This window comes from Paenibacillus sp. YSY-4.3, from assembly GCF_054767475.1.
Genome location: NZ_BAABMC010000004.1, coordinates 171,020 through 196,839, shown reverse-complemented (window position 1 = coordinate 196,839; position 25,820 = coordinate 171,020). Strand labels below are relative to the sequence as shown.

Here is a 25,820-nt window from a genome sequence, read left to right as displayed (position 1 = left end):
GAAGCTATATAAATATGTCTTTAGTTGCAGGAAAATGTTGGGTGATGACGAATAGTACAATAGAACTAACCATATTACGAAAGGCGTTGAAGTAAATGAAACTAAAGTTACGCAAGCGAACAGCAATACCAATACTTATGGCATTCCTGCTCTTCTTTACAGCTGTTCTTCCGCTGCCGCAAGGCATTAGCAAAGCCATGGCCGCAAGCGATTGGCAGACCATTGGAAACAGCACAACGGGTTTAAATGTAGACGTTACAAAAGCAACAACTGAACCCAGCATGATTCATTTTAATAACGAACTATACGTAGCCTGGTCTGAAGATGAGTCCTCAAGCTACAAACGAACAATTCAAATTAAAAAATTCAATGGTACGGACTGGGAATATGTAACTGGCGGTGCTAATTTCAATGCCGATCCATCGGCTGAGGCAACCCGCCCTATGATGGCCGTATTTCATAACGAACTATACATAACATGGTATGAACTAACGAACCAAGGTAACCTAATAAGAGTCAAGAAATATGACGGTGCAAGATGGACTTTCGTAAATGGCGGAGGCAGCAACGGACTGAATATGAATTCTCCCTCAGTTGCGTATGCCCCCCATTTGATCGTCTATAATAACGATCTCTATATTGTATGGGCAGAGGGTGACAATGGGCCTTATCAAATCCGAGTTAAAAAATACAACGGTTCAACCTGGGAATGGGTAGACGGCGGTAGCAGCGCAGGATTGAATGCGAACCCAACTTTGTCCGCAAGCGGCTCTGCATCGGCTGTTTATGACGGCAACTTATACATATCCTGGAGTGAAAGGAACGGTGCAGCTTCACAGGTCCGAGTTAAAAAGTTCGACGGTACTACATGGTCTTTTGTCGATGGACCTGACGGTTTGGGTAATGATTCTTTCGATAATTTAAACGGCAGTCTGACCGTGTTTAACAACGCTTTGTATGCTGTATTTACTGAAAATAACGGAACAGGCACAGGAGCACAGCTCCGAGTCAAGAAGTACGACGGAATAAATTGGACATCTGCTGATGGCGGCGGTAATGTCGGATTAAATGTAAATATGTCGAAAAATGCAAGGCATCCATATAGTACAGTTTATAATAACGCTTTATATGTAACTTGGTCCGAGGTGAGCGGAAATAACTGGGGCGGGGAACTCCGTGTGACAAAATATGACGGAACGAACTGGGAAGAGGCTAGCCCAGGCGTCTTGAATATAAATCCTTCGCAGCCAAGTGCAATGAATCCCAATTTGTCTGCATATGACGGCAAACTCTATGCGGCATGGATCGAAAGTAACGGTTATCAGAATCAAGTCAGGGTCAAACAATATGATGGTAACGCCTGGACGTCTGCTCATGATGAAATAAGTATAGGGTTAAATGGCAATTTGATTTACTCCTATGATCCAGATCTGAAACAATTTAACGATGAGTTGTATACTATCTGGGTCGAAAATGGAAAGATTGTGTCAGGCAAATACTCCAATGGAACCGTCTATCCCCTATCTGGACCGGAAGGTTTGAACGTTGATCCTACAAAAGTTGCTGAAGCTCCGAAACTAGCCGTCTTCAACAACCAATTATATGCATCATGGGTAGAACGCGACGATGCAAACGTCAGAATACTGCGAATCAAAAAATGGGACAACGATTTAGGATTTTGGGACAACGACGTTGATTGCTGCAGAAACGGATTAAATACGGATTCTCGAAATCAAGCGCTGCACCCTAATCTTCTATCAGCGGATGACGGAATTTACGCAGCTTGGGCCGAATCTGCCAGTGTAGGATATGACATTCATGTCAAGAAATTCGATGGAACCTGGAAATCGCTTGGGCACGCCGCATCACACACTTTTGGCAAACCGAGCTTGGCTATATTCCAGAACGAATTATATGGATCCTGGCTGGAATTGAACGATTCGATGCAATACAAAGCAAGAATCAAGAAGTACAACGGGCAAGACTGGGTGTATGTGGATAACGGGGGCGTAAATGAATCGCCCGATATCGGTAACTCTATCAGCTCTATCGTGGAGTTCAATAATGAATTGTACGTTGTATGGAACGAGCCAAGCGCTGGTGGTGCTCTATTGAAAATGATGCGTTTTGATGGGACAAGATGGGAGCCAGTAGAAAGTATCACGACGGCTGTCGGGTTAACCACCCCTCCCGATCTGCAGGTGTTCGGCGATTCACTTTTTGCGACATGGTCGGAAATGAATGGACAAGCCGAGCAAATACGTGTTAAACAGTTTAACGGTACAAATTGGTATGATGCAGACGGTGGCGGAAGAGACGGACTAAATGTGGACGCAACCAAACGAGCATTCGCTCCCGTTCTGGAAGTGTATAATGATGAGCTTTACGCGGCGTGGGCTGAATATAACGGAGTATCTAACCAAATTCGAATGGCTCGTTACACAGGAAGCATTATCCCGCCAGCAGATCCAACACCGGAGTCTCCGATTGAGTTGGCTGCACCCACGGGACTTATCGCTACTACGCCAGAAGACGGGCAAGTGTTCTTACAGTGGAACAGTGTTACAGGAGCTACTTATTATCAAGTTTACCAAGGTGTTGCCACGGGCAGCTATGACTTCAACCCAGTAGTAAAGTTAAGCGGTACAACGAATTCTACTCTTATTACGGGCCTTTCGAGCGATCTAACTTATTATTTTGCGGTACAGGCCGGTAATGAAAATGGTGTCAGCCCGCTTTCTGCAGAGGTGACCGCCGTGCCTCAGGCGAATCGCAAGACGGATCTGCGAACCTTAGCCTTGTCTCAGGGGACGCTTAATCCTGCCTTCGATAACAGAATTCTTAATTATACAACCACTGTTCCAAACCATGTTTCGTCGGTAACGGTGACTGCTTCCGTATATGATCGCCTGTCGACATTGACAGTGAACGGAGCTGTGGTTACTAGCGGTCTAGAAAGCGGCCCAATTCATCTTGCTGTAGGAAACAACACCATTTCAACAGAAGTAACTGCAGCGGACGGAACATTGAAAACCTATACGGTTAGAGTAACAAGGGAATCTGCACCCTCGTCATCAGGAACCAGTTCCTCCAGTTCAAGCAATTCGGCACCCGCTCCAAGCAGTGGTCAGACGATGACAAATCAAATTACTTCCAGTACAGTCACGAACGAAAATGGCCAAACCGTTGTAAATGTATCCATTAATTCAGCCAAGATGATTGAACAGCTAACAAAAGATGGAGACAATCAAACACTCGTCATTTCCGTGACTCAGGACGCAGATAAAGTGTCCGTACTCCTGGACGGAGACGTCTTAAACGCATTGGAACAGTTCCAGCAAACCGTTCTTGCGATTATGACGCCTAACGGCAATTACAAGCTGCCTGCGGCACAATTTAATCTTGAACGTTTGTCCGCCGAATTTGGCGAACAAGTGCAGGTGAGCGACCTATCCGTTCAAGTGGTTGTTGCCAAGAGCGACACAACTAAGGAAATACTCGTCGGGGCTGCTGCGGATAAGGGGCTTTTCACCGTAATGGCTGCACCTGTCGATTTTACAATTACAGCTACTTACAAGAATAAAACGATAGATATCGTTCAATTCAGCAAATTTGTTGAGCGTGAAATCCCGATTCCTAGTGGCACCGACCCTAGCAAAATCACGACGGCAGTCGTCCTGAATGATGATGGAACGATACGCCATGTGCCAACACAAATCGTATCCCGCAACGGAATAACTTACGCGGTTATTAAGAGCTTGACGAACAGCACTTATTTGCTGATTTCGCATCAGAAGACTTTCGGGGATGTACAAGAGCACTGGGCGAACAACGCTATCACCGACCTGGTATCAAGAAAAGTAGTCAACGGTATTGACGCTGAACACTATGCGCCTAATGCACCGATTACACGTGCCGAGTTCGCTGCAATTATCGTCCGGGCACTTGGCATGGACAATAAAGGAATGTCTGCAGATTTCAAAGATGTAGGCACATCGGATTGGTACAATTCTGCCGTTGCTGCGGCACAGGAGTACGGCATTATTGAGGGATATGCAGATGGAACATTCCAGCCTGGGAAGACGATTACGCGCGAGGAAGCCATGGTCATAATTGCCAGGGCCATGAAACTAACTGATTTGGATACGGACGTTAACGGTGTCGATACGGAATCCATTTTGTCCGCATTCGCTGATGGCTCATCTGTCGAGGCATGGGCTAAACCAGGTGTCTCCGCAGTCGTGAACAGCAAGCTGGTCAAAGGTAATGACATCGGATTGCTGCCTAAGACAAATATTACCAGAGCCGAAGCCACTGCGCTCGTTCATCGAATGCTGGAAAAGGCACAATTAATCGGCGGTATGGGCGCAAAATAACCCCTTGCTTTGACGAGCTAATTCATAGAAAAACCCGGAAGGCGTACTCTACGAGGACTGCCGCTCCGGGTTTGTTTTTTATCTATAAATGAATTCTAGAACACAATATTATAAGCTGACATCATTAACGCGGAGTGTAGAAGTTTTGAGTGTAGTATGGAACATCATTTATAAACTTAACTCCAACTCCAAGCGTTGTATAGCCACTGGTCAACATATTATTCCGATGTCCGAGGGAATGTAGCCAACCATAATGAGCATCAATTGCACTACTATGGCCAGCTGCAATATTTTCACCTGTTGCCATAGATTTAGTCAAGCCTTGAGCGGCCATTCGGTCACCAACTGACTTGCCATCAGGATTCCTATGGGCAAAAAAATCCCTTACCCCCATATCCTCGCTATGCAGGCGAGCGGCAACAGCAGCCTTCTCATTCCAGGTAAGGGGCTTCAAGCCTTTGCTTACACGGAAGGTATTTGTCAAATCAAACACTTGAAGCTCATATGCCTTTAATGTGTCTTCAGTAACATTAATATTGTACACATAATCAAAATTGCTATTATTAGTTACAAATACACCATCAACTCGTCCATTCTCATGATCATCTGTGAACAGCGTTATTTCAATGTCATCCATTTTATAGTTGATAACATTATTAAAGCTGCTTATACTTTCTCCCCATAACTTGTCGGCCCTTGATTTCAAATCGGCAAGTCCTTTTCCCTTATCCCCGCCGCCAAAGCGCCAGCCTGTCCCATTAGAAAATAAGGCAACGACCTCTTGATTCATCATCCCGATTTGGGCATAATTTTTTAAATCCCGGTTATAAATGTACCATGTCATGTCACTGCTGATTTGATCTTTACGATTCGGCTGTCCTAGTGCAGCAATGACGTTAGCTTCGGAATCACCGATTTGCACGCCTAGCAGCTCTATGGCGGATGGTGTTTGGGCTTCCTGCTGAGTTTTATCCTCCTCCTGCCGTGTTACGACGTTTTCCTTCTCTTTAGCAGGAGCATCCTCTATCCGTCCCCCCTGTTGCAAACGATAGAAGAAAGTCTGCGCTTCTGCACGAGTTAAAGTGTCTTTCGGTGCAAATCCATCGACGCCTGATCCATTCTTGCCTTCAGCAAAACCCTCGTCTAACATGAACTGGACGGCTTCCGTCACCGTTAAGGTTTTACCCATCATCCCCGTCATCAATTGTGCTGCATGCCCACGTGTAATCGACTCATGGGGTTGCTGGTTTACCTGTAAATTCAACTCTTTTGCCGACCTATAATAAGGCGCGTACCATGTCTCATCAGCCTTTGTATCTTCTACTTGCAGTTCAGGGTATGTACGCAGAAGCATGACTAAAAATTCAGCCTCAGTAACTGATTTGGAGGGTTTGAATGATCCATCCGGATAACCACTCGCTATCCCTTGATCCTTCGACCACATTATTTTTTCATAGGCCCAATGCGAGCTGGACACATCCGAAAACATCGATGGAGCGGCTAAAATCCCCTTAGGCACTCCGATCCATACAGCTGCCGTAATGCCTACGACACCAGCTACCTTTAACCAACGACTCTTCCCCACAGCAATCTCCCCTTAAACTCATGATGTTCTTCTACACAATCTTGCTTAATTCGACAAAATAAAATAAAACCCCTTCTTGCAAAGGAGGGGTTTTATTTTAATCTATTATTTCGTCTCTCGTTTCCAAGGATCCGGATCACTGCTGCATCTCGTTTTCGATCCGCTTCATGAACTCTTCGGCAGCACTATAGCCGAGCTGCTTGAGGTACCAATTGTTGGCCGCCGCCTCGATCAGACCAGCGACGTCACGTCCCGGCTGAAGTTGGACTTCGATATGCGGTATCTTGACGCCTAGATATTCCGTGAACTGAGGTTCTACTTCCAGCTCATTATTCAAGGAGCTTTCCTGCCATGGGGCCAGTTCTATGTCGAGCACGATTCGTGTCTCGTCTTGAAAGGCCCTGCGCCCGTACTGCCGTACAACATTAATCAAGCCGACGCTGCGCAGCGCAAGAAATTCGCGCGTGGTCTCATTATGCGTCCCAAGAAGAGTTGCCGGGCCGAGCTTCTTAAGCACCACAATATCGTCGGCCACGAACCGGTGGCCTCTCCGGATAAGCGTATGTGCTGTTTCACTTTTGCCAATCCCCGATTTACCCCGAAGAAGAATGCCTATGCCCGATACATTCACACATACGCCATGGATCGATATTTCAGGGGCAAGTGCCTTAATCAGATAGCTGTCCAGCTTGGCGATAAATTCCGTAGTTGTTTCCTTCGTCCGCAGCAGCGGGATACCCTCCTGCTCACAGAACAGGATCAGATAAGGGATCTCCTGCTGACCTGACGTCACAATGAAGCATGGCGGATGATATTTGACGACGTTTCCGATATGCAGCTTGCGTTCCTCTACGGTTAGGGTCAATAAATAGTTAATTTCCTTGCGGCCGAGCACCTGAACCCGGTTCATAGGAAAAAAATCAAAATACCCGACAAACTCCAGCCCAGGTCTATGCGTCCGTGGACGGGTAATCTCACGGTCCATATGGCTGTCTCCCGTAAGCACTTCCAGATGGAAGGCTTCCTTCAGTTTTTGAACAGTGACCGTCTTCATGATGTTCTCCTCCTGCGGCTAAGGCGTCCTGGCATACGCCTGTTATTCATTACTCGATTTCGGATATATTCAACAACCAGGAGGGTTGTTCCTGCTATGATGCTTGTTTTACTGAAGTCCATACCCGCCTAAATCCAAAATTTTCTTGACAATCCACAAATGCAAATATATATTTATTGACAATGATAATCATTATCATAATGGTGGGTCAATACTACATTTTTTTATAAAGGAAGGATATTTACATGAATAAAAAACGAAGGTTCTCATTCAAACCATTGCTTATCTCATTGGGTCTTGTACTAGCTTTAGCGGGTTGTTCAGGTCAACAATCCAGCTCAACGCCAAGCGAGGGCGCTCCGGTAAATACCGAAACTTCTAAAGCAGAAACCCCTGCTGCCCAGGAGACAGATGCGGAATATCCGATCGTGATAAAGCATGCTTTTGGAGAAACCACAATCGAAAGCAAGCCTGAACGAGTCGTTACTATTCAATGGGCGAATCATGATGTTGCTCTCGCTCTGGGCGTTATGCCTGTAGGCTTCTCGGCTGCGAATTATGGCGTTCAAGATGACAGCGGACTACTGCCTTGGACAGCTGAGAAGCTCAAAGAACTCGGCGTAAGCGACCCGAATGTTTTCCAAGATACGGACGGCCTTGATTTTGAGGCAATTTCAGACGCAGACCCGGACGTCATTCTTGCAGCTTACTCCGGTATCACACAGGAAGACTATGATATTCTTAGTAAAATCGCTCCGGTTGTGGCCTATCCGACCACTCCTTGGTTAACCACCTGGCGTGAGCAAGTCATGATGAATGCAACAGGCATGGGCATGAAAGCGGAAGGCGAACAACTTATTAAGGACACAGAGGACCTGATCAAGAAAAAGGCTGGCGAGCATCCTCAGATCCCGGGTAAAAAAGTAGTCTGGGTTAACTTCTCGGCGAAAGACATGTCGAAACTACATATTTATACGCCTGCAGACCCTCGCGGCTCTTTTCTCGAAGAACTAGGATTGGTCTATCCTGAAAGTGTTACGAAGCAGATTGCGGATCCAACCAGCTACTCCATGAATTTAAGCGCCGAGAATGCGGATATGCTTAACGATGCCGATATATTGATCGGATATGGCGGCGAAGACTTATATCAAGCCGTGAAAGCAGATCCCCTGCTGGGTAAAATTCCGGCGATCAAAAGAGGTTCTGTCGTATTTATTGGTAACGGAACGCCTCTGGCGGCTTCCGGAAACCCAAACCCGCTTTCGATTGCTTATACCATTGATGAATATCTCGGATTAATCGATGAGGCTATCAGTAAGATCAATGAGTAGTTCTCATACCCCGAGGAATTTTAAGGTAGTTCTGGTGATTTGTTTTGCCCTGCTGGGAGTATGCGTGATTGCCTCCCTAGTCTTAGGCTCTCGGCTGGTCAGCTTTCATGAACTGATCGACGGTTTGTTCCACCGAGACGTCGACTCCTACGGGGCAAACGTCGTTCGCAAGCGAGTTTCCCGAACCGTATTCAGCTTGTTTGGCGGCGCGGCACTCGGAGTTTCCGGGGCGCTGATGCAATCGGTCACGCGCAACCCAATTGCAGACCCGAGCATACTGGGAGTCAACACAGGCGCATCCTTGTTTGTGGTTTGCGGAATTGCCTTCCTGAACATCAGCACCGCTAATCAATATATATGGCTGGCTTTAGCCGGGGCTGCCATTACGGCAATTTTCGTATTCGGAATCGGCTCTATGGGGCGTGGCGGAGCCACGCCCATTAAGCTTGTATTGGCAGGGGCCGCTACAAGCGCCGCCCTCTCCTCCCTGGTCACGGCCATCATGATTCCACGCTCTTATGTCATGGATCAATTCAGGTTTTGGCAGGTGGGAAGCGTCGGTTCGGCAACCTGGAGCGGGATTGCTACCTTCGCACCGTTTCTGATAGTCGGAATATTGACAGCTGTGATTACGGCTCCAGCATTGAATGCACTGGCACTGGGAGACGAGGTTGCAACCGGTCAGGGCGTTCGCACAGGAACGCTGAGGCTTGTTGCGGCTCTTGCAGGGGTTCTCCTGTGCGGCGCAACAACCGCGCTGGCAGGCCCTATTGGTTTTGTCGGGCTGTTGGCCACTCACGCCATCCGCCTGATTCTTGGCCCTGACTTGCGATTCGTTATACCGATGTCAGCGATTTCGGGAGCCATCATTTTAACGATATCCGATGTGTTCGGCAGGCTCATCAGCAGCCCTGGAGAGCTTGAAGTCGGAGTCGTAACAGCATTCATTGGAGCTCCAATACTCATCATTTTAGCGATGAAATCGAAAGTGCGTTCATTATGAAAAATCAATCGATTGAATTTATTATGGCGGGCAGACGTCAAAGATACCGGCGTTGGATTGTTATCACCAGCCTTCTTGCTGTACTTGCAGGCATGCTTTGCTGCGCTATGCTGTTACTGGGGAGCACCATTTATCCGGTGAAAGATGTCATCCGGGCACTTTCGGGGGAACACCTCAAAGGCGTATCTTTTGCGGTGAATACGATACGTTTGCCAAGAATGCTGGCAGGTTTTTTTGCCGGATTTGCCTTTGGCATTGCCGGATACACCTTCCAGACCATGCTGCGCAACCCCCTTGCGAATCCGAATGTCATCGGGATTACCTCCGGCTCAAGCGCGGCGGCTGTTTTTTGCATCATCGTGCTTCATACAAGCGGAGCTGTAGTTTCCGCTGCCTCTGTCATTGCCGGGCTTGCTACCGTTCTATTGATCTATATGTTATCCAGAGGAAGATCCTTTTCGGTCGGGCGATTAATCTTGGTCGGAATAGGCATCCAGGCCATGCTTGATGCGGTGATATCCTATCTGCTGCTCGTAAGCGCACAACAGGATATTCCCGCAGCACTACGGTGGCTCACCGGCAGCCTCAATGGCTCTCAAATGCACGAACTCCCGCCTCTAGTAATAACGGTTATTATTTTTGCGCCTATCGTTATCGTGCTGGGAAAACATCTGGATATATTGGAACTTGGAGAACAATCGGCTTCTTCCCTCGGTGTAGACACGGACAAGACAAGAATCGCTCTCATTGTGAGTTCCGTCTGCATGATTGCAATAGCTACCGCTACCACAGGTCCAATAGCCTTTATCTCCTTCCTATCGGGACCGATCGCAAAAAGACTGGTCGGCGTTGGCTTCTCTAACGTCATTCCGGCAGGCCTTGTTGGTGTTAATTTGGTGTTAGCGGCGGATCTAATCGGACAATTTGCTTTTGAGTACAGATTCCCTGTGGGCGTCATCACCGGGTTACTCGGAGCGCCGTATCTGATCTTCTTGCTCATCCGAATGAATCGAAAGGGAGAATTATAATGAAACCGACACATATTTTTCAAGCGGAACAAGTCGTAGCGGGCTATGATCATAAAACAGTTATTCACGGGGTAAGCCTTGTTATTCCTAGCAATCAAATAAGCGTTATTATTGGGGCAAACGGCTGTGGGAAGTCTACGCTTCTTAAAACACTGGCGAGGCTCATCAAGCCTGCCTCCGGCAGCATCACTCTTGACGGAAAGCCCATCGGCAAAATTCCGCCAAAGAAATTAGCCAGGGTCATAGGGCTGCTGCCGCAGTCCCCCATCGTTCCGGAGGGAATTTCAGTCGCTGATTTGGTCGGACGGGGCAGGTTTCCGCACCAATCCTGGCATACTGGATGGACTAAACAGGATGTCGAGGCTGTTGCTGAAGCGATGAGGATCATGGACATAACGGAGCTGGCCAATCATCATATTGACGAGCTTTCAGGCGGTCAAAGGCAGCGCGTATGGATCGCCATGGCTCTGGCGCAGCAAACCGATATTTTATTTCTCGATGAACCGACAACTTTTCTGGATATTACCTATCAAGTCGAAATTCTTGACCTCCTCACAGACCTTAACCGGAAATACGGAACGACGATTGTCATGGTTCTTCATGATATTAACTTGTCCGCGCGATATGCAGACCATATTTTTGCACTTCAAAAAGGCCAGCTTATGGCAGAGGGTAAACCATCAGAGGTTATTACAAGCTCTTTAGTCAGAGACATTTTTGGGCTGGATTGCACGGTGATCGAGGATCCAATTTCCGGCTCCCCTTTGGTAGTACCCAAAGGACGGTATCATGTTAATGATGAATATGCTTCTATCTGAATGACAAATTCTAAGGACATCCTTACCGGATGTCCTTATTTGCGTTCCCCAATCCATCGAATATGTCTTTTCATTGAACATTTGATATCCTAATGATAATATTTAATGTGACTATTGGACTATTTAATTATTTGATATAAATAAATATCATGCTGAGGTGTCAAATGAAATCCTTTAAGCTTATTGCCCTTACCCTATCCATAATCGCTGTATTATTTACAGGTACAACCTTATACATCCTCTTTGCCAAGCCAGATATACTCATGGCGGCTAACAAACTATTTACGACAAAAAACTGACCATGCAGACTGAAGCTTCGCCACGGTCAGTTTTTATTAGTGTTTTACGAGAACAATTTACTCATAAACCATGCTGATCCTTTTTCGCTAGCTGCTGCTCAGCAAGCCGAACCATTTCCCGGACCATGGATCCGCCAATTTTACCGCCTATCTGACCAACCGATTCCGTCTTCAAATCACCATTTCCACCAGGCTGTAAGGGTACACCTAGTTCTTCCGCTACTTCATATTTGACATCGTCCGGCCGATTGGGGTCAACAGTGTATCCTTCGCGCCTCATCACGTCTGCTTTAAAAGCCTGCATGCCTTCTTCTGCTCCCGGAACGACATATCTCCTTCTTTTTCTTGCCATCTCAATGAACACCCCTTATGCTTTTGTCCTAACATGCCCGGAAGTCGTAACATTCATTCTGATTCACTTTTTTTGTAGACATTGACCTTTATCGTTAATTAGTGAAAAATAGAATCATCCATTATCGAGGAGGCGGTTTCAATGGTAACCATAAATGAACGGACAGATTATATGAGGATAGCGCCTACTCGTCCATAAACTGCGTGTTTCCTCCTTAATGAGGGCAACCACATCATGCAAGAATATCAGATAATTAAAATGGAAGACTACTCCAATGATCAGATTTATCGAATTCGAACCTTAGAACAACTTTGCAAAATAAACGATAGGTCAAATTTAAGGGTGGGCATAGAAAGTCTTAAAGCTATAGACGGAGATGAGGCATACCTTTGTTTTTTCGATAATCGATTAATTGGCTTTTTAAGTTGGTATACTTCCGATGGAACTGAAGCAAATATTAACGGGATGGTTCATCCCGACTTTCGACGCAAGGGCGTTTTTACCGCTCTACTGAAACGGGCGCTGTCCGAAATGCAAGCCAGGGGAATTCAAGTCTGCCGCTTTCGGATACCGTTTAATTCAGAACCAGGTATAGGCTTTATGAAACATTCAGGGGCAAACTTTCATACGTCGGAATTTTCGATGAACCTAAAACAATTCCAGGCAGATGCATCAAATCACCCGGCTTTCATTTTACGATTAGCGGAAGATCAAGATTTAGAATTTATGATTACCTGTTCATCACAAGCCTTTGGCGATTCGGAGACTTGGACTAGGAACTATTTTGCTCGTACAAGAGAACCTGAACGAGTTAGTTACATCGCTCTGGACAACCTGAAACCAATTGGGATGATCAGGGTCAATTACGTGAGTAGGGACACTGCTGTTATTCACGACTTATGTGTGCTTCCGCTACATCAAGGTAAAGGATATGGCCGTAAAATTCTGAATCAGGTAGTTAAAATTTTACTGGAACAGGAGTGTGCCACAATTCGCCTGGGAGTAGTAACTGACAATAGACGTGCGCTAAACCTCTATCAATCGATAGGGTTCGAGGTGTCTTCTGAGTTTCATTATTATGTAATCTCATTAAATAAAACTCTAGAACTCTGCTGAAAACTACTAAATAACTAACACAAGTAAAAGCCTCCTCACGAAATGAGGAGGCTTTGAATTCTTAGAAGCCAACAGCCCATTAGCAATAGGCTGTTACAGAAATTGTACCGTGCTCACCGAAGCTTTGCCGTTAAGAACGATGAACACATCCTGACGTCCGCTTACGCCACTCACCTCAGCGGTATAATCGCGCCATTCCTGAGCACTGCCGACCGCTAACTCGATTCGGCCCGCAAGCGGCCCATCCGCGTTCTGCAGTCGGATCTCCGCGAAAGCCTCCGCCGTCTGGCTGACTGCCCGAAGCGCGACCTTATTCACGCCTTCACCAAACTCAGCGTCTTTAAAGGCAATCCAGCCGGATTGCGCTTTAACCTCTATGGCGCTGCCGCCTTCCTGGCATTCGCCGAGCAGCACGCCATCGTAGGCGTCATAATTGATCGCCTTCACAGGCTGCTTCAAGTCGCGCGGCGGGATGGCCTCGCCTTGCACCTCAAGTGCTGCGCTCACCGGCAGGCTTGCCGAAGAAGGACCGGCCATAAAGATGTATTTGCCGTTTTCGATGCAATAGCGCTCGCGAGTAACGTCCCATATCGCCAGTTCGGAAAGGGGCAGCACGAAGCTCACGTCAACCGACTCACCCGGCTGCAGCAGCACCCGCCGGAAAGCAAGCAACTGCTTCAGTGGCCGCTTCACGCGCGATTGCTCCGCTCGCCCGTACAGTTGCACCACTTCCTCTCCCGCACGGTCCGAAAGATTAGTCACGCTTACCGTAAGGCCGATTTCCCGGTCTTGATCCGCCGAAGCCTGGTTACGGTCTACGCACAATCCGCCATATTGGAAGGTGCTGTAGGACAGACCGTGTCCGAACGGGTACAGCGCTTCGCCTTCAAAGTAACGGTAGGTTCTTCCTCCCTTAATGATGTCGTAATCCATAAAGTCCGGCAGCTGATCAACCGATTTATACCAAGTCATATTTAAACGCCCCGCCGGGTTTACGTCGCCAAAGAGTACGTCAGCTAAACTATGTCCCAGTTCCTGACCGGCATGCGTTGTGTATACGATGGCCGGAACATGGCCGTCCGCCCAATTAAGGGCATACGGATAACTGCCCACCACAACTACAACGGTGTTCGGATTTACGGACAGCACTTCCTTGATCAACTGCTCCTGCGAATCGGGCAGCGTAATATCCGGTCGGTCGGCCGTCTCCTTGCCATTGATCAACGGATGGTTGCCGACGAATACGACGGCCACATCTGCCTCGCTCGCGGCTGCTTTTGCAGCCTCGTATTTATCCGTCAGCGTCTCCACTTCAAAGACGTCCGCAACAACAATCTTATCCTCTTCGCCGCTTGCTACGGACGCTGCTCCAGCCACGTTGATCTCGTTGGCCGTTTCTTCCGCACTGCCGCTGCCGACAAACAGCCCGCCAGTGTCCCCTTTCACCGTTACCGGAATATCGTTCCATGTCGAGAATGTTACTGTACCTGCTCCCTCTTTCGAAGAACGAACGAGGAACACTTCCTTAGTGAACCATTCCCAAATGTTATCCGCCGAAGCTTTCACAATCCGATCATCCGTCGTCAAATAACGGCCGTTATGTTCCGCGATGATCGTATGACTGTCCCAGCCCCAATCCGTCACTTCAAATACGGCAGCATGTTCCGCTGCTTGGCCGGTCGCAGCCAGAGCTGCCTGTTCGCCATCCTGCACCTGTACATAGCGTCCATTGCGTTTCGCCTTTAGTATGACGCGGTCTGTACCACCGGTGAATACCGTTTGTCCCCCATAGGCATCCAGCTTCTCCTGAATGCCCTGCAGCGGCGTGATAGCGTAAGGCAAAAAGCCGCTGTACCAGTCGCGATACACGGTGCCGCCAAGCGGCCCGATCACAGCGACTTTCTTCAGCTTATTGGCCTGCAGCGGCAGCATGCCCCCTTCATTTTTCAGGAGCACGACCGCCTTGCCTGCTGCTTCGCGCGACAGCTCGGCATGTGCCGGATGCAAAATCACGGACTCATCAATCGCCGCATACGGATTGTCTTCCTCCGGGTCGAACTCGCCCAGCCGGAAGCGGACCCGGAACGTGTTACGCAGTGCTGTATCAAGGTCAGCTTCTGCAAGCAGCCCTTCCGCTAGCGCTTCGCGTAACGCCTGCTTGATCAACTCCCCATCATCGGTAATGCTGTCAATACCACCTTCCTTCACAGAACGGGCAACCGCTTCCTTGTACGTCTCCAGGTAGCCGTGATCACGCACCGTGCCAGACACGTCAAAAGCATCGCTGACGACAAAACCGTCCATCCCCCATTCTTTTTTCACGATCTCGTTGACCTCGGGCATAAGGTTAGCTGGCACGCCATTAACGGCATTGTATGCCGTCATCATGGACTGGACCCCGCCTTCCTTGAATGGAATTTCAAATGCCTTCAAATAATATTCACGCATATTGCGCGGATCGATACTGACTGATTGATCGCCGCGGCCTGCTTCGTTGTTGTTGGCAATAAAATGCTTCAGGGTAGCAACCGCTTTCAAATACTTCGGATGATTTCCCTGAATCCCTTGAGCGAGAGCCGCTGCCAGCTTACCAGTCAATAACGGGTCTTCACCGTACGCTTCCTCCGTCCGGCCCCAGCGCGGATCACGCTCCATGTCAACGGTCGGCGCCCACAGTGTCAATCCGTTTACCTCCGGATTCCGTTTAAAAAAACCTCTCGCCTCATCGCCGATAGCGCTGCCAATTCGCTGCATCAGATCGGTATCCCAAGTACACCCCAGACCGATCGGCTGCGGGTATCCCGTGGCTTCGCCAAGCCAGGCCATACCGTGCGCTGCTTCCGTACCGTGTTTATACGCTTTCACGCTCAGACGTTCGACGGCTGTCTGGTATTGAATCATGAGTCCCACTTTCTCCTCCAGCGTGAACCGGGAGACCAGGTCGTTGACCCGTTCCTCCAGCGGAAGAGATGTGTCCTGGAACGGATATTTACTTATTTCAGACATATTGAACCTCCTTATCGTCAGTTCCCTCACGCCGTCATTCTATCTAATATCACCTCCTGCTGCTACCCGAATAATTAGAGGCATTTTCCTAGATTATTAGGGATTTTTTATTTTAACAACCTGGCGATACTTTCAGATGTGCGAGCAATATTTTCTCTGCCTCTAGCCAACAAAAATTCGAGATCCGCTGCGCCAGGCACAATTCCAAAGATCGCATCAAATCCTTCATTGTACAAAGCCTCAACATCCTTGCCTACATGTCCAGCCACTGCGATGACTTTGATGTTGCTGTTAACACTTTTAGCTGCTTGCGCAACACCAAATGGCGCTTTACCGAATTTCGTTTGAGAATCGATACCGCCTTCACCTGTAAAACAGTAATCGGCATTTTGCAGTTCCTCTTTTAAATTTGTTTTTTCGACTACGATATCAATCCCTTTTTTCATGGTTGCTTTCGTGAAAGCCAGCAATCCCCCGCCAAGTCCGCCTGCTGCCCCTGACCCTGGTATGTCTGCAATATCAACTCCAAGCTGCTGTTTCACGATTTCACTGAAGTGCCTTAAGTTTCTATCCAAAACTTGCACCATTTCAGGTGTAGCACCCTTCTGCGGGCCAAAAACAACCGACGCCCCGCGCTCACCGCACAATGGATTAGTGACATCCGATGCCACAACAATATTCATACGCTTCAGCTCCGGAAGAACATCCGTAACATCAATCTTGTCCAGTTCGTTGAGATATCCCCCACCAAGCAATAGCTCTTCCCCCTGCTTATTCAGGAACTTATACCCCAGTGCCGCAGCCATTCCCGTGCCTGCATCATTCGTAGCGCTTCCTCCTAGGCCCAGAATGATATCTGTTATGCCTCTTTCGATACAATCCTTTATTAATTCACCTGCCCCATAGGTCGTTGTAATCAGTGGATTTTTGCTTTCCTTAGTTACATGATGAATACCACTGGCTGATGCCATTTCAATAACGCCTGTTTTTCCGTCACCCAGAATGCCATAGTGAGCAACGACCTCTATACCCAGAGGGCCAGTCACTTCCTTTTGGATCAATTTGCCGCCTGTAGCATCAACCAAAGACTGCACGGTACCTTCCCCGCCATCAGCCATCGGCACATGAATACACTCCGCGTCAGGAATGGCTCTTTTGATCCCCAATTCCATTGCCTCGCAAACTTCTTTTGCTGTCATGCTTTCTTTAAAAGAATCGGGAGCCAGCACAAACTTTTTTGCCATTGTATGTTTCATACCCCCCAATTTACGACTTCATCGCTACAAATAGATATGCGATATTTCCAATTACGATACACTGAAAATATTATAAGGCAACAGACTTGGAATTGGCATATATATGCTGATAAATACGAATTGAGGAGGCTTTGAACCTTAGAAGCCAACAGCTGCTTTCTTGGCATTCGCGATTCCTTCAGCAATAAGGGCTTCTGCTTGGTCCCCAAATTGGTGATGCCCTTCTACAACGACATTCGCACAGATCAAGCTCTATGATCGTATCGTTGGGATGACTTTCTTGGTAGCTGTCCAGAAAGGCTTGGTACAGCATCACGCTCGCAGCCTGCTCCAGACCCCGATTATTCGCTTTTAGACATCCCGATGACAACAGCATTAACGACGGCTAGCGAGTAGGCAACCGATACCCCTTTCGGCGAAATTGTCGAAATAGCATCAGCCATGGCGCAGCACATCCTGGGCAGCCTGCTTCGCACTGGCCATTCCTGCGTCGGCGAGCCGCCCCTCCGAACCAACCCAGTCGCCGGCAACGTACAAACCTTGGACCTCCGGAACGACCGGGCTGGGAGCCGGCCCCGCGCCACAATGGCGGATCGTGCGTGAATCATGGGCGACAAGGACATTCGGCGAGAAACGGATAGCCACAACTTCCTGGTTCCAACCAGGCTCTAGTAAATCAAGGAGGCCCGCAAGCTCGCTTTCATCTGACTTGCCGTCCCTTGCAGCCTCATTGTCGTTATATCTCATTACATGGAGTACGTGTGCGCCGTTATCGCTCAATCGGACAGCCCCCGAATGTTTGGAGAAATACAAAGGTTGATCCAGCCCAAGTGCAAAAACGCGCTCCGGATACGGCAGCTGTCTTAGCGCGATGTCCAGGCATGCGGCGTACAAAGGACGTGATTCATTCTTCCATCTCCCGATCGACATTTTTTCCGAACCCTCAACGAGCCGGCATACCTCACGCGGACCGCATGCCGCGATAACGGCATCCACCTTGATTTCCGTCCCATCCGACAGCGCTAGCGCATGAACATTTCCGGCTCTCAGCAGAATTTGCTCAGCTCTATGGCCGGTCACGACGGCGGCACCGGCCTGAACGGCTGCATGGTGCAAATCGTTCACAACAGTCTGCCAGCCGTCCTCCACGTAACGGACACCTTGACCAGCGAGCTGCCCCTGCTCGATCACGTAACCAGCGCTTAGCTCGCTCATTTCGTCGCAATAAGACCATTGCTGGCACATGGCGTAGAAGAAGTGGCGCACCCGTTCATGCCGGACGTGCCGAGCCGCCCACTCTTGAAGACTGACCGAACGAATCGGCTCTGTGTCGATTTGGCTTAACCCGCCCATCAGCTTGCTCCATTCCGCATTTTCTTCCGGGGTCAAGTCGGCAGGAACCCTTACGATCTTCCCTTGCCAAATGCCAATCATCCCGCTCTTGGATGCGTACCCTCCGTCAGGCAGGCAATCCAGTTCTCTCAGAATGCTAAGCGCGGCCCCTCCTTCATACATCGCATGGGGCCCCAGATTGAAGCATGCGCCATTCATCCGTACCGTTTGGGCAAGCCCGCCCAAACGGCTGTCTTTGTCCAGCACCACCACGGATTTCCCCGACCTTGCCAGATAAACGGCGGCAGTCAGCCCTGTCAGCCCTCCGCCGATCACGGCAACATCATACGCATTCCCTATACTTGCCATTTCAATCTCCCCTCCCATTGTCTGTCAGTACTTACTGTCATTCTTTTTGAAAAAATTGCTAGGGGGTTAGTGCCCTAGCAAAAATTATGACGCTTTCCTCGATGAATGGTTCAAGCGCAATATCTGGATAACTCCGCCCAGCTTCCAAATCGTTCATGAACGCCCCGTACTGCGACATCATGAACGTAAAAGCCTGCATCCTTGGATCCGTCAACCGCAGTTTACCCTTCTCGCTCATGGCTTTGAAGTAGTTCGTCAGATACTCAAGCAACTGCAGAGGGTGCTGGTGCAACCGTTCCTTGAACCCCGGCATCTGGGCCTCGTCCTTGATACTGATCTGAACCAATTTGCGGTTGCGGTTCATGATCTCATGGTACGCTCTGCTGATCGCAAGGAGATCTTCCTCTAGCTCCCAGACCAGCTTCTCCGTGAAAATCTTCCTCATCTCTTCAGCGTAGTGATACCGGTCGAAGGCCGCTTCAAGGAGCTTCTGCTTGCTGCCGAAGTGCCGGAACAATGTCTTCTCGCTCAGACCAGCGGCCGCAGCGATCTCTTGCGTGGTTACACCATTGTAGCCCTTTTCCGAAATCAGATCGATCGCGGCCAGCAACAGCCTGTCGCTGCTCCCCAGCTTGCTGATGTCCATATCTAAGCGCCTCGCCTTCCGTTAATGTCTGTCAGTGGTGACTGTCATTATGATATCAAAATGACAATCTCCTGTCAATTGCCAATTCAGCGATGTATGGCACGTGCCGGTAGAAGAAGAGTTTCCGCGATATTATTTTTTAGCAACTAGAGTGAAATCCATGTCTGCACTTCCGGGATTACTATTTTTTACGATTACAACCCATTTTCTTGATTCTGCCGGCTGGTTAGCAATAAGAGTTGGGATAAATGATGCATTGTTACCGTATCCTCCGGCGATCACTTTCTCTCCAGGTCCAGGAGATAAGATAATTGATACATTTTCATTTGGGGATATAATAAATCTCCCCCATTTGTACATTAGAAAGCCGTTTCCTAGATCTGTAACAACTACTGCATTTGTGTTATTGAGAAAAATTTGTCTGTTCTGTCTAGTATTCGAAGGACCATAATTGTAACTATTCGCTTTTCTCTGATGGTGATACACTTCGTTTCCTCCTTAGTTATTTGCCTATGCTTAGTTTATGACTAGGGAATATTTGTGTTCTGGGCCGAGGCCTAAATTATCAAAAATCCGAGACTGGAACAAGCGTAAGAGCGGAAACGAAGCATGTTGGACCAATAGGACGACTGAATCCTAGTCTCCTTTCCCACTTCTGCGATCCAACTCTTTTCCAGCCCACGACCAGGAGACCATTTTAATGCGGAAGCCGTCTTCACTGCCATCCGCATGACGAATAGACCGCTTCTGCTGCAAGATCCATTATGCAGGGAGCGGTCTTTTCCAAGTCTATATTGTTAGATAAGGCCAGATTTTTGAAGCAATCTTTGTATGATCGCCGTTACCTCGGCCCGGGTAATGTACGCCTTTGGAGCAAGCTCCGTACTGCTTCTGCCAGATACGATTCCCGCTTGGACGCTGTCAGCAATACCGCTTTTTGCCCAATTGGATGCGTCTGATGCATCTGTGAAAGATTGAAGCACCACATCTGACGTTTGAACAGAAAGCTTCATCTTCAATTCTGTGATTTGCATAGCTTTGGCGATCATCACCATCGCTTGTTCTCGGGTGATCTTCTCATTTGGACGTACCGTACCGTCTTCAAATCCTTCGATCAGATGATACGCAGCCGCCGTGTTGATCGCACTGCTATACCAATCCGATGTCTTTACATCAGTGAATTGCGATTCGCCACTCTCCGGCTTCAGTCCCAGCCCACGAACAATGATGGATATAAATTCGGCGCGCGTAATATCTCGGTCAGGGCTGAACTGATCACTGCCGATACCGTTGACGATCATCCGCGATCCCATATCGTTCACTGCGGTTTTCGACCAATGGCTATCCAGATCGGAAAATTCCAGCGGATGCCATATTACCGAATACACACTATTGGTCAAGCTGTTCACTATTGCGTAATAATGCTCGTCGATCACGACGACTTTAGTAGGAACATGACGAACCGTTCCGTTAGGCTCAATGACAACGCCTGTCGTAATCTTATTCGCATCTACACCGTCCGGCAATGCAATAGCACGCTCTACATAAGCTTGGAATTTCGATACTTCGATGGTCGTATCTCCGTATATACCTCTGATAGCAAACGCAACCGGTGGTACGACTGGCGTGAACATTCCTTTTGCTGCCGCACTCTCTACAGTCTTCACTGTACTTTCTGTCACTGAGGCAATTTCAATCTGTACCTTGATATCCTGCAAGGCAATCGACTTTCCGATCTGACTGGACAGGGAATCAATGTTGATTTGCTTCGCAGGTATCTTATACGTTGCCTGGCTCGTTTTAATCTCTAAGACTGCCTGTCTGATTTCCATGTTTTTAATCAGCTGACCGTTCAATTCACCAAGGATCACATCGGACTTCGTATTTACAGAAATAGTTACAACCGATTGTAGTCCTTCCATCGCAAGTATGTCATCCAGCTTTTTCTGGTCAATAGAAACGATGGTTACTGTTTGGTTATCACGGCTAGCTGTCAATACGATTGCCGCATCCTTTTCTTTTCCGTTAACAAGTACACTCACGCCTGTATTCATCGTTTTGCTTTCTTGCGAACCTGAGACGTAATCTGGAAAAGATGATTTCGCTGTTTTATTCGCATAGCTCGGTGCAACGTTAACCACCGTCACCTTCGCGGCACTGCTCGTTGCTGTTGCCGTCTGCGTACCGTCTACGCTGTTGTTCGTGTTCGTCACCACAACATAGTAGAATGTCGTGCCTACCGTTGTTGTCGGCGCTGCATATGTTGCGTCCGTCGCGCTATTGATTAGCGTTCCCCCACTATTGCTGTGGGTCGTGTTGCTGTACCACTGGTAGCTCAGTGCACCGTTGTCAGTCACGGTGGCTGAGGCACTCAAAAGCGCACTGTCCCCTACAGTCACCGTTTGATCCACTGGCTGCGTACTGATGCTTGGCGTTTCTGCATTCACCGGTGTAATCACCGGCGTAATCACCGGTGTAGTATTCACTGGTGCAGTATTCACTGGTGCAGTATTCACTGGCGTATTATTCACTGGCGTATTATTCACCGGCGTATTAACGGTCACTTTCGCGGCGCTGCTCGTTGCTATTGCCGTCTGCGTACCGTTTACACTGTTATTCGTGTTCGTCACCACAACATAGTAGAATGTCGTGCCTACCGTTGTTGTCGGCGCTGCATATGTTGCGTCCGTCGCGCTACTGATTAGCGTTCCCCCACTATTGCTGTGGGTCGTGTTGCTGTACCATTGGTAGCTCAGTACACCGTTGTCAGTCACGGTGGCTGAGGCACTCAATAGCGCACTGCCTCCTACAGCCACCGTTTGGTCCACTAGCTGCATACTGATGCTTGGCGTTTCTGCATTCACCAACGTATTCACAGTTATTTTCGCGGCACTGCTCGTTGCCGTTGCCGTCTTTGCACCATTTACGCTGTTGTTTGTGTTTGTCACCACAACATAGTAGTGCGTCGTGCCCGCTGTTGTTGTCGGCGGCGTATATGTTGTGCCTATTTCGCCGCTGATTAGTGTTCCCCCACTATTGCTATTGGTCGTGTTGCTGTACCACTGATAGCTTAATGTACCGCTGTCACTCACGGTCGCTGCGACACTCAAAAACGAACTATCTCCTACAATCACCGCTTGGTCCGCTGGCTGCATAACGATGCTTGGCGTTTCCGCATTCACCAGCGTATTTATGGTTATTTTCGCGGCGCTGCTCGTTGCCATTGCCGTCTTCGTACCGTTTACGCTGTTGTTCGTGTTCGTCACCACAACATAGTAGTACGTCGTGCTCGCTGTTGTTGTCGGCGCTGCATACGTTGGACCCGTCGCACCGCTGATTAGCGTTCCTCCACTGTTGCTATTAGTTGTGTTACTGTACCACTGATAGCTTAATGCACCGCTGTCACTCACGGTCGCTGTTGCACTCACAAACGCACTGCTTCCTACGGTCACCGTTTGATCCGCTGGCTGCGTAACGATGCTTGGCGTTTCCGCATTCACCAGCGTATTCACGGTCACTCTCGCGGCGCTGCTCGTTACTGTTGCCGTCTTCACACCATTTACGCTGTTATTCGTGTTCGTCACCACAACATAGTAGTACGTTATGCCTGCCGTTGTTGTGGGCGGCGCATATGTTGTACCTGTTTCGCCGCTGATTAGTGTTCCCCCACTATTGCTATTGGTCGTGTTGCTGTACCACTGGTAGCTTAGCGTACCGCCATCATTCACGCTTGCCACGGCACTCACAAGCGCACTGTCTCCCACGATCACCGTTTGGTCTGCTGGCTGCGTAATGATGCTTGGCGTTTCCGCATTCACCAGCGTATTCACGGTCACTTTCGCGGCGCTGCTCGCTGCTGCTGCTGTTTTCGTACCGTTTACGCTGTTGTTCATGTTCGTCACCACAACATAATAGTACGTTGTGCCCGCCGTTGTTGTCGGCGGTGCATACGTTGGGCCCGTTGCGCCGCTGATTAACGTTCCCCCACTGTTGCTATTGACCGTGTTGCTGTACCATTGGTAGCTCAGTACACCGTTGTCACTCACGGTCGCTGCGGCACTCACAAGCGCACTGTCTCCCACGATCACCGTTTGGTCTGCTGGCTGCATTCCGAGGCTTGGCGTTTCCGCATTCACTAGCGTATTCACGGTCACTTTCGCCGCGCCGCTTGTTGCTGCTGCCGTCTTTACACCGTTTACGCTGTTGTTCGTGTTCGTCACCACAACATAGTAGTACATTGTGCCTGCCGTTGTTGTCGGTGGTGAAAATGTTGGGCCCGTCGCGCCACTGATTAGCGTTCCCCCACTGTTGTTATTAGTCGTGTTGCTGTACCACTGATAGCTCAGTGTGCCGCTGTCACTCACAGTGGCTGCAGCACCCAGAAGTAAACTATCCCCTTCGATCACCGTTTGGTCCGCTGGCTGTGTAACGATGATTGGCGTTTCCGCATTCACCAGTGTATTCACAGTTATTTTCGCAGCGCTGCTCGTTATTGATGTCTTTATTCCGCTTGCGCTGTTGTTCGAGTTCGTCACCACAACATAATAGTACGTTGTGCCTGCCGTTGTTGTCGGAGCTGCATACGCTGGGCCCGTTGCCCCGCTAATTAGCGTTCCCCCACTGTTGCTATTGGTCGTGTTGCTGTACCACTGGTAGCTTAACGTGCCGCCATCATTTACGCTTGCCACGATACTCAGAATCGGGCTACCAGCACCTACATTTACAATTTGATCCATTGGCTGCATCTGGATTACAGGTGATTCAGATAAGGATCCACTATTACGAGGGGGAACAACATTCCCTAATATGAAGTCCTCACCATTATTTCTCGTATCCCAGCCATTTCCGTCTGTTGTATCGATAAACGGGTCTGTACCGCTGTTCGTTTTACGCAACAAACTTATCGTATTAATGTTGTTGAATGCTGGCGCAACTGTCGTATAGTAGTCGTTGGCCGTTCCATATCCGACAAAATCAATGACGTTGGAATGACTCGAACCTGTTATTAATGTAGTCGATTTTACAAGGGCGACCTTCCCGTTGGAAGCGGCTATGTCGAACCCCGTGTTCGAATCCGCAATTAGGTCGGCGTTTACCGGTAACGGACCGCCTGGATTGTTGGTGGCAATCCCTGCGAGTTGCTGGATTAAATAGTACGAATGCGGCTTAATTATGCCGTATAGCGGCGTTACTCTTGTAAAAGTTCCACCTGCACTTCCATACTGAACTGACCATCCAGTCAAGTCCTGCGGTTGATCCGTCGGGTTGTACAACTCAATAAAATCGTAACCGTAAGACGAGTTAACGTTCCCTCCGCTTGGATAAATCTGACTGATCACCACATGATCCGCCACATTGCCCGCTGCTGACGCTCGTATAGCCATTCCCTGGGGCAAAATAATGCTAAGAAACATCACACAGCTCATAGTAAAGCTTAGGATGTGCCGAAATGTATTTTTCTGTTTCACCATTTGTTTATCAACCTCCACAGAGTATTTCTTGTTCGTTCACCGATTCCGCTGCTATCTACTGCTACGCCCATGGGACCGGAGAAGTCTCTGCACCGGAAACTCACAAGAAACTCATCAGTACCGCAGTCCAATCGAATGATTCTTTAATTGCAATCAAATCTCTCGTCCCACTCGTAAAATCACAAGTGCCGTCGAACAAAAAATACACCGTCGACTGAACATGTGAAAAAAATTGAGCACAAGTTGTTCATGACGGATCATAATTTCGATGGATAGAGAAAGGCAATGAAAGGCTTTATGTCCTACGAGTTATGTCGTACGAGAAAGTGTCCAGTGTAAACTATTTTTGTAGCGAAGAGCGCAAAAAAACGCCCACCAGAAAATAAGGCCTCCTCACCGAATCGACAGCCCTATTATGTTCCTATGAATTAAGTATGTTCCTATGTATTAAAATAGTTGGATCACTGAGACAGAATATTATGTACAATCAGATGATGTATAAATATTATTCCGAAAATTATGTAGGATGAAACACCTGGAATTTCTTAATAATGTGCTCTATCTCCGATTAATACATTTAATATTTCGTGCAAATAATCTTCTATGTACTTCTTTTATATAAGCCCTTCTTACCTGTGACATAAAATTTACTTATTCTATAAAAATGCACCCCCGTATATTTGGATAATTTGTATAAGTATATTTTTCCAATAAGTTTATATCGGATGATTCATACTGAAAATTTACATTGCTTTTCAAGTTTCTGGAGAATATTTGA

The 25,820-nt window shown here is 48.2% G+C and carries 15 protein-coding genes; 6 read left to right on the top strand and 9 right to left on the bottom strand.

The window, feature by feature from the left end; translation table 11 throughout:
- Nucleotides 1–95 precede the first annotated feature (95 nt).
- The gene (locus ACYUJT_RS15270; protein ID WP_460323673.1) at nt 96–4,376 is read left to right on the top strand and encodes an S-layer homology domain-containing protein; all 4,281 of its coding nucleotides are present in this window, start codon (nt 96–98) and stop codon (nt 4,374–4,376) included.
- 124 nt (nt 4,377–4,500) lie between these two features.
- On the opposite strand, the gene ACYUJT_RS15265 is transcribed toward ACYUJT_RS15270, so the two are convergent.
- Nucleotides 4,501–5,961 (bottom strand): CAP domain-containing protein, encoded by a 1,461-nt coding sequence (locus ACYUJT_RS15265; RefSeq protein WP_460323671.1) that lies wholly within the window; start codon nt 5,959–5,961, stop codon nt 4,501–4,503.
- Between the two features lie 136 nt (nt 5,962–6,097).
- A complete protein-coding gene (gene hprK, locus ACYUJT_RS15260; protein ID WP_460323669.1) occupies nt 6,098–7,015 on the bottom strand; it encodes an HPr(Ser) kinase/phosphatase in 918 nt (305 codons plus the stop codon).
- A gap of 245 nt (nt 7,016–7,260) precedes the next feature.
- Between hprK and ACYUJT_RS15255 the strand changes: the two genes are divergently transcribed.
- The 4 genes from ACYUJT_RS15255 to ACYUJT_RS15240 are packed head-to-tail and all read left to right on the top strand — an operon-like array spanning nt 7,261 to nt 11,195.
- The gene (locus tag ACYUJT_RS15255) at nt 7,261–8,346 is read left to right on the top strand and encodes an iron-siderophore ABC transporter substrate-binding protein (protein WP_460323667.1); all 1,086 of its coding nucleotides are present in this window, start codon (nt 7,261–7,263) and stop codon (nt 8,344–8,346) included.
- Nucleotides 8,339–9,349, top strand: coding sequence for a FecCD family ABC transporter permease (locus tag ACYUJT_RS15250; protein WP_460323665.1), 1,011 nt, complete (start codon nt 8,339–8,341; stop codon nt 9,347–9,349). Before ACYUJT_RS15255 ends, ACYUJT_RS15250 begins: the two co-directional genes overlap by 8 nt.
- A complete protein-coding gene (locus ACYUJT_RS15245) occupies nt 9,346–10,377 on the top strand; it encodes a FecCD family ABC transporter permease (protein WP_460323663.1) in 1,032 nt (343 codons plus the stop codon). The genes ACYUJT_RS15250 and ACYUJT_RS15245 overlap by 4 nt, the downstream gene beginning before the upstream one ends.
- Complete coding sequence (locus tag ACYUJT_RS15240) at nt 10,377–11,195, top strand: ABC transporter ATP-binding protein (protein WP_460323661.1); 819 nt, start codon at nt 10,377–10,379, stop codon at nt 11,193–11,195. The genes ACYUJT_RS15245 and ACYUJT_RS15240 overlap by 1 nt, the downstream gene beginning before the upstream one ends.
- A 360-nt stretch (nt 11,196–11,555) precedes the next feature.
- Here the strand turns inward: ACYUJT_RS15240 and ACYUJT_RS15235 are convergent, their stop codons facing one another.
- On the bottom strand, nt 11,556–11,846 hold the full coding sequence (locus tag ACYUJT_RS15235) for an alpha/beta-type small acid-soluble spore protein (RefSeq protein ID WP_460323659.1): 291 nt from the start codon (nt 11,844–11,846) through the stop codon (nt 11,556–11,558).
- Between the two features lie 234 nt (nt 11,847–12,080).
- On the opposite strand from ACYUJT_RS15235, the gene ACYUJT_RS15230 reads away from it, so the two are divergent.
- Nucleotides 12,081–12,962, top strand: coding sequence for a GNAT family N-acetyltransferase (locus ACYUJT_RS15230; protein ID WP_460323657.1), 882 nt, complete (start codon nt 12,081–12,083; stop codon nt 12,960–12,962).
- Nucleotides 12,963–13,055: 93 nt separating this feature from the next.
- Here the strand turns inward: ACYUJT_RS15230 and ACYUJT_RS15225 are convergent, their stop codons facing one another.
- From ACYUJT_RS15225 to ACYUJT_RS15200, 6 genes are all read right to left on the bottom strand, one after another.
- Nucleotides 13,056–15,968: a glycoside hydrolase family 3 C-terminal domain-containing protein gene (locus tag ACYUJT_RS15225; RefSeq protein WP_460323655.1), complete on the bottom strand. Its 2,913-nt coding sequence runs from the start codon at nt 15,966–15,968 to the stop codon at nt 13,056–13,058.
- Between the two features lie 107 nt (nt 15,969–16,075).
- Nucleotides 16,076–17,224, bottom strand: a complete 1,149-nt coding sequence (locus ACYUJT_RS15220; RefSeq protein WP_460323653.1) for a glycerate kinase family protein — start codon at nt 17,222–17,224, stop codon at nt 16,076–16,078.
- A gap of 435 nt (nt 17,225–17,659) precedes the next feature.
- Nucleotides 17,660–18,925: a phytoene desaturase family protein gene (locus tag ACYUJT_RS15215; RefSeq protein WP_460323651.1), complete on the bottom strand. Its 1,266-nt coding sequence runs from the start codon at nt 18,923–18,925 to the stop codon at nt 17,660–17,662.
- A gap of 58 nt (nt 18,926–18,983) precedes the next feature.
- Entirely contained in the window at nt 18,984–19,571 is a 588-nt protein-coding gene (locus ACYUJT_RS15210) for a TetR/AcrR family transcriptional regulator (RefSeq protein WP_460323649.1), read from the bottom strand.
- A 132-nt stretch (nt 19,572–19,703) separates the two neighbouring features.
- Nucleotides 19,704–20,057, bottom strand: coding sequence for a hypothetical protein (locus ACYUJT_RS15205; RefSeq protein WP_460323647.1), 354 nt, complete (start codon nt 20,055–20,057; stop codon nt 19,704–19,706).
- Between the two features lie 311 nt (nt 20,058–20,368).
- A complete protein-coding gene (locus tag ACYUJT_RS15200) occupies nt 20,369–25,042 on the bottom strand; it encodes an S-layer homology domain-containing protein (RefSeq protein ID WP_460323645.1) in 4,674 nt (1,557 codons plus the stop codon).
- Nucleotides 25,043–25,820: the final 778 nt, after the last annotated feature.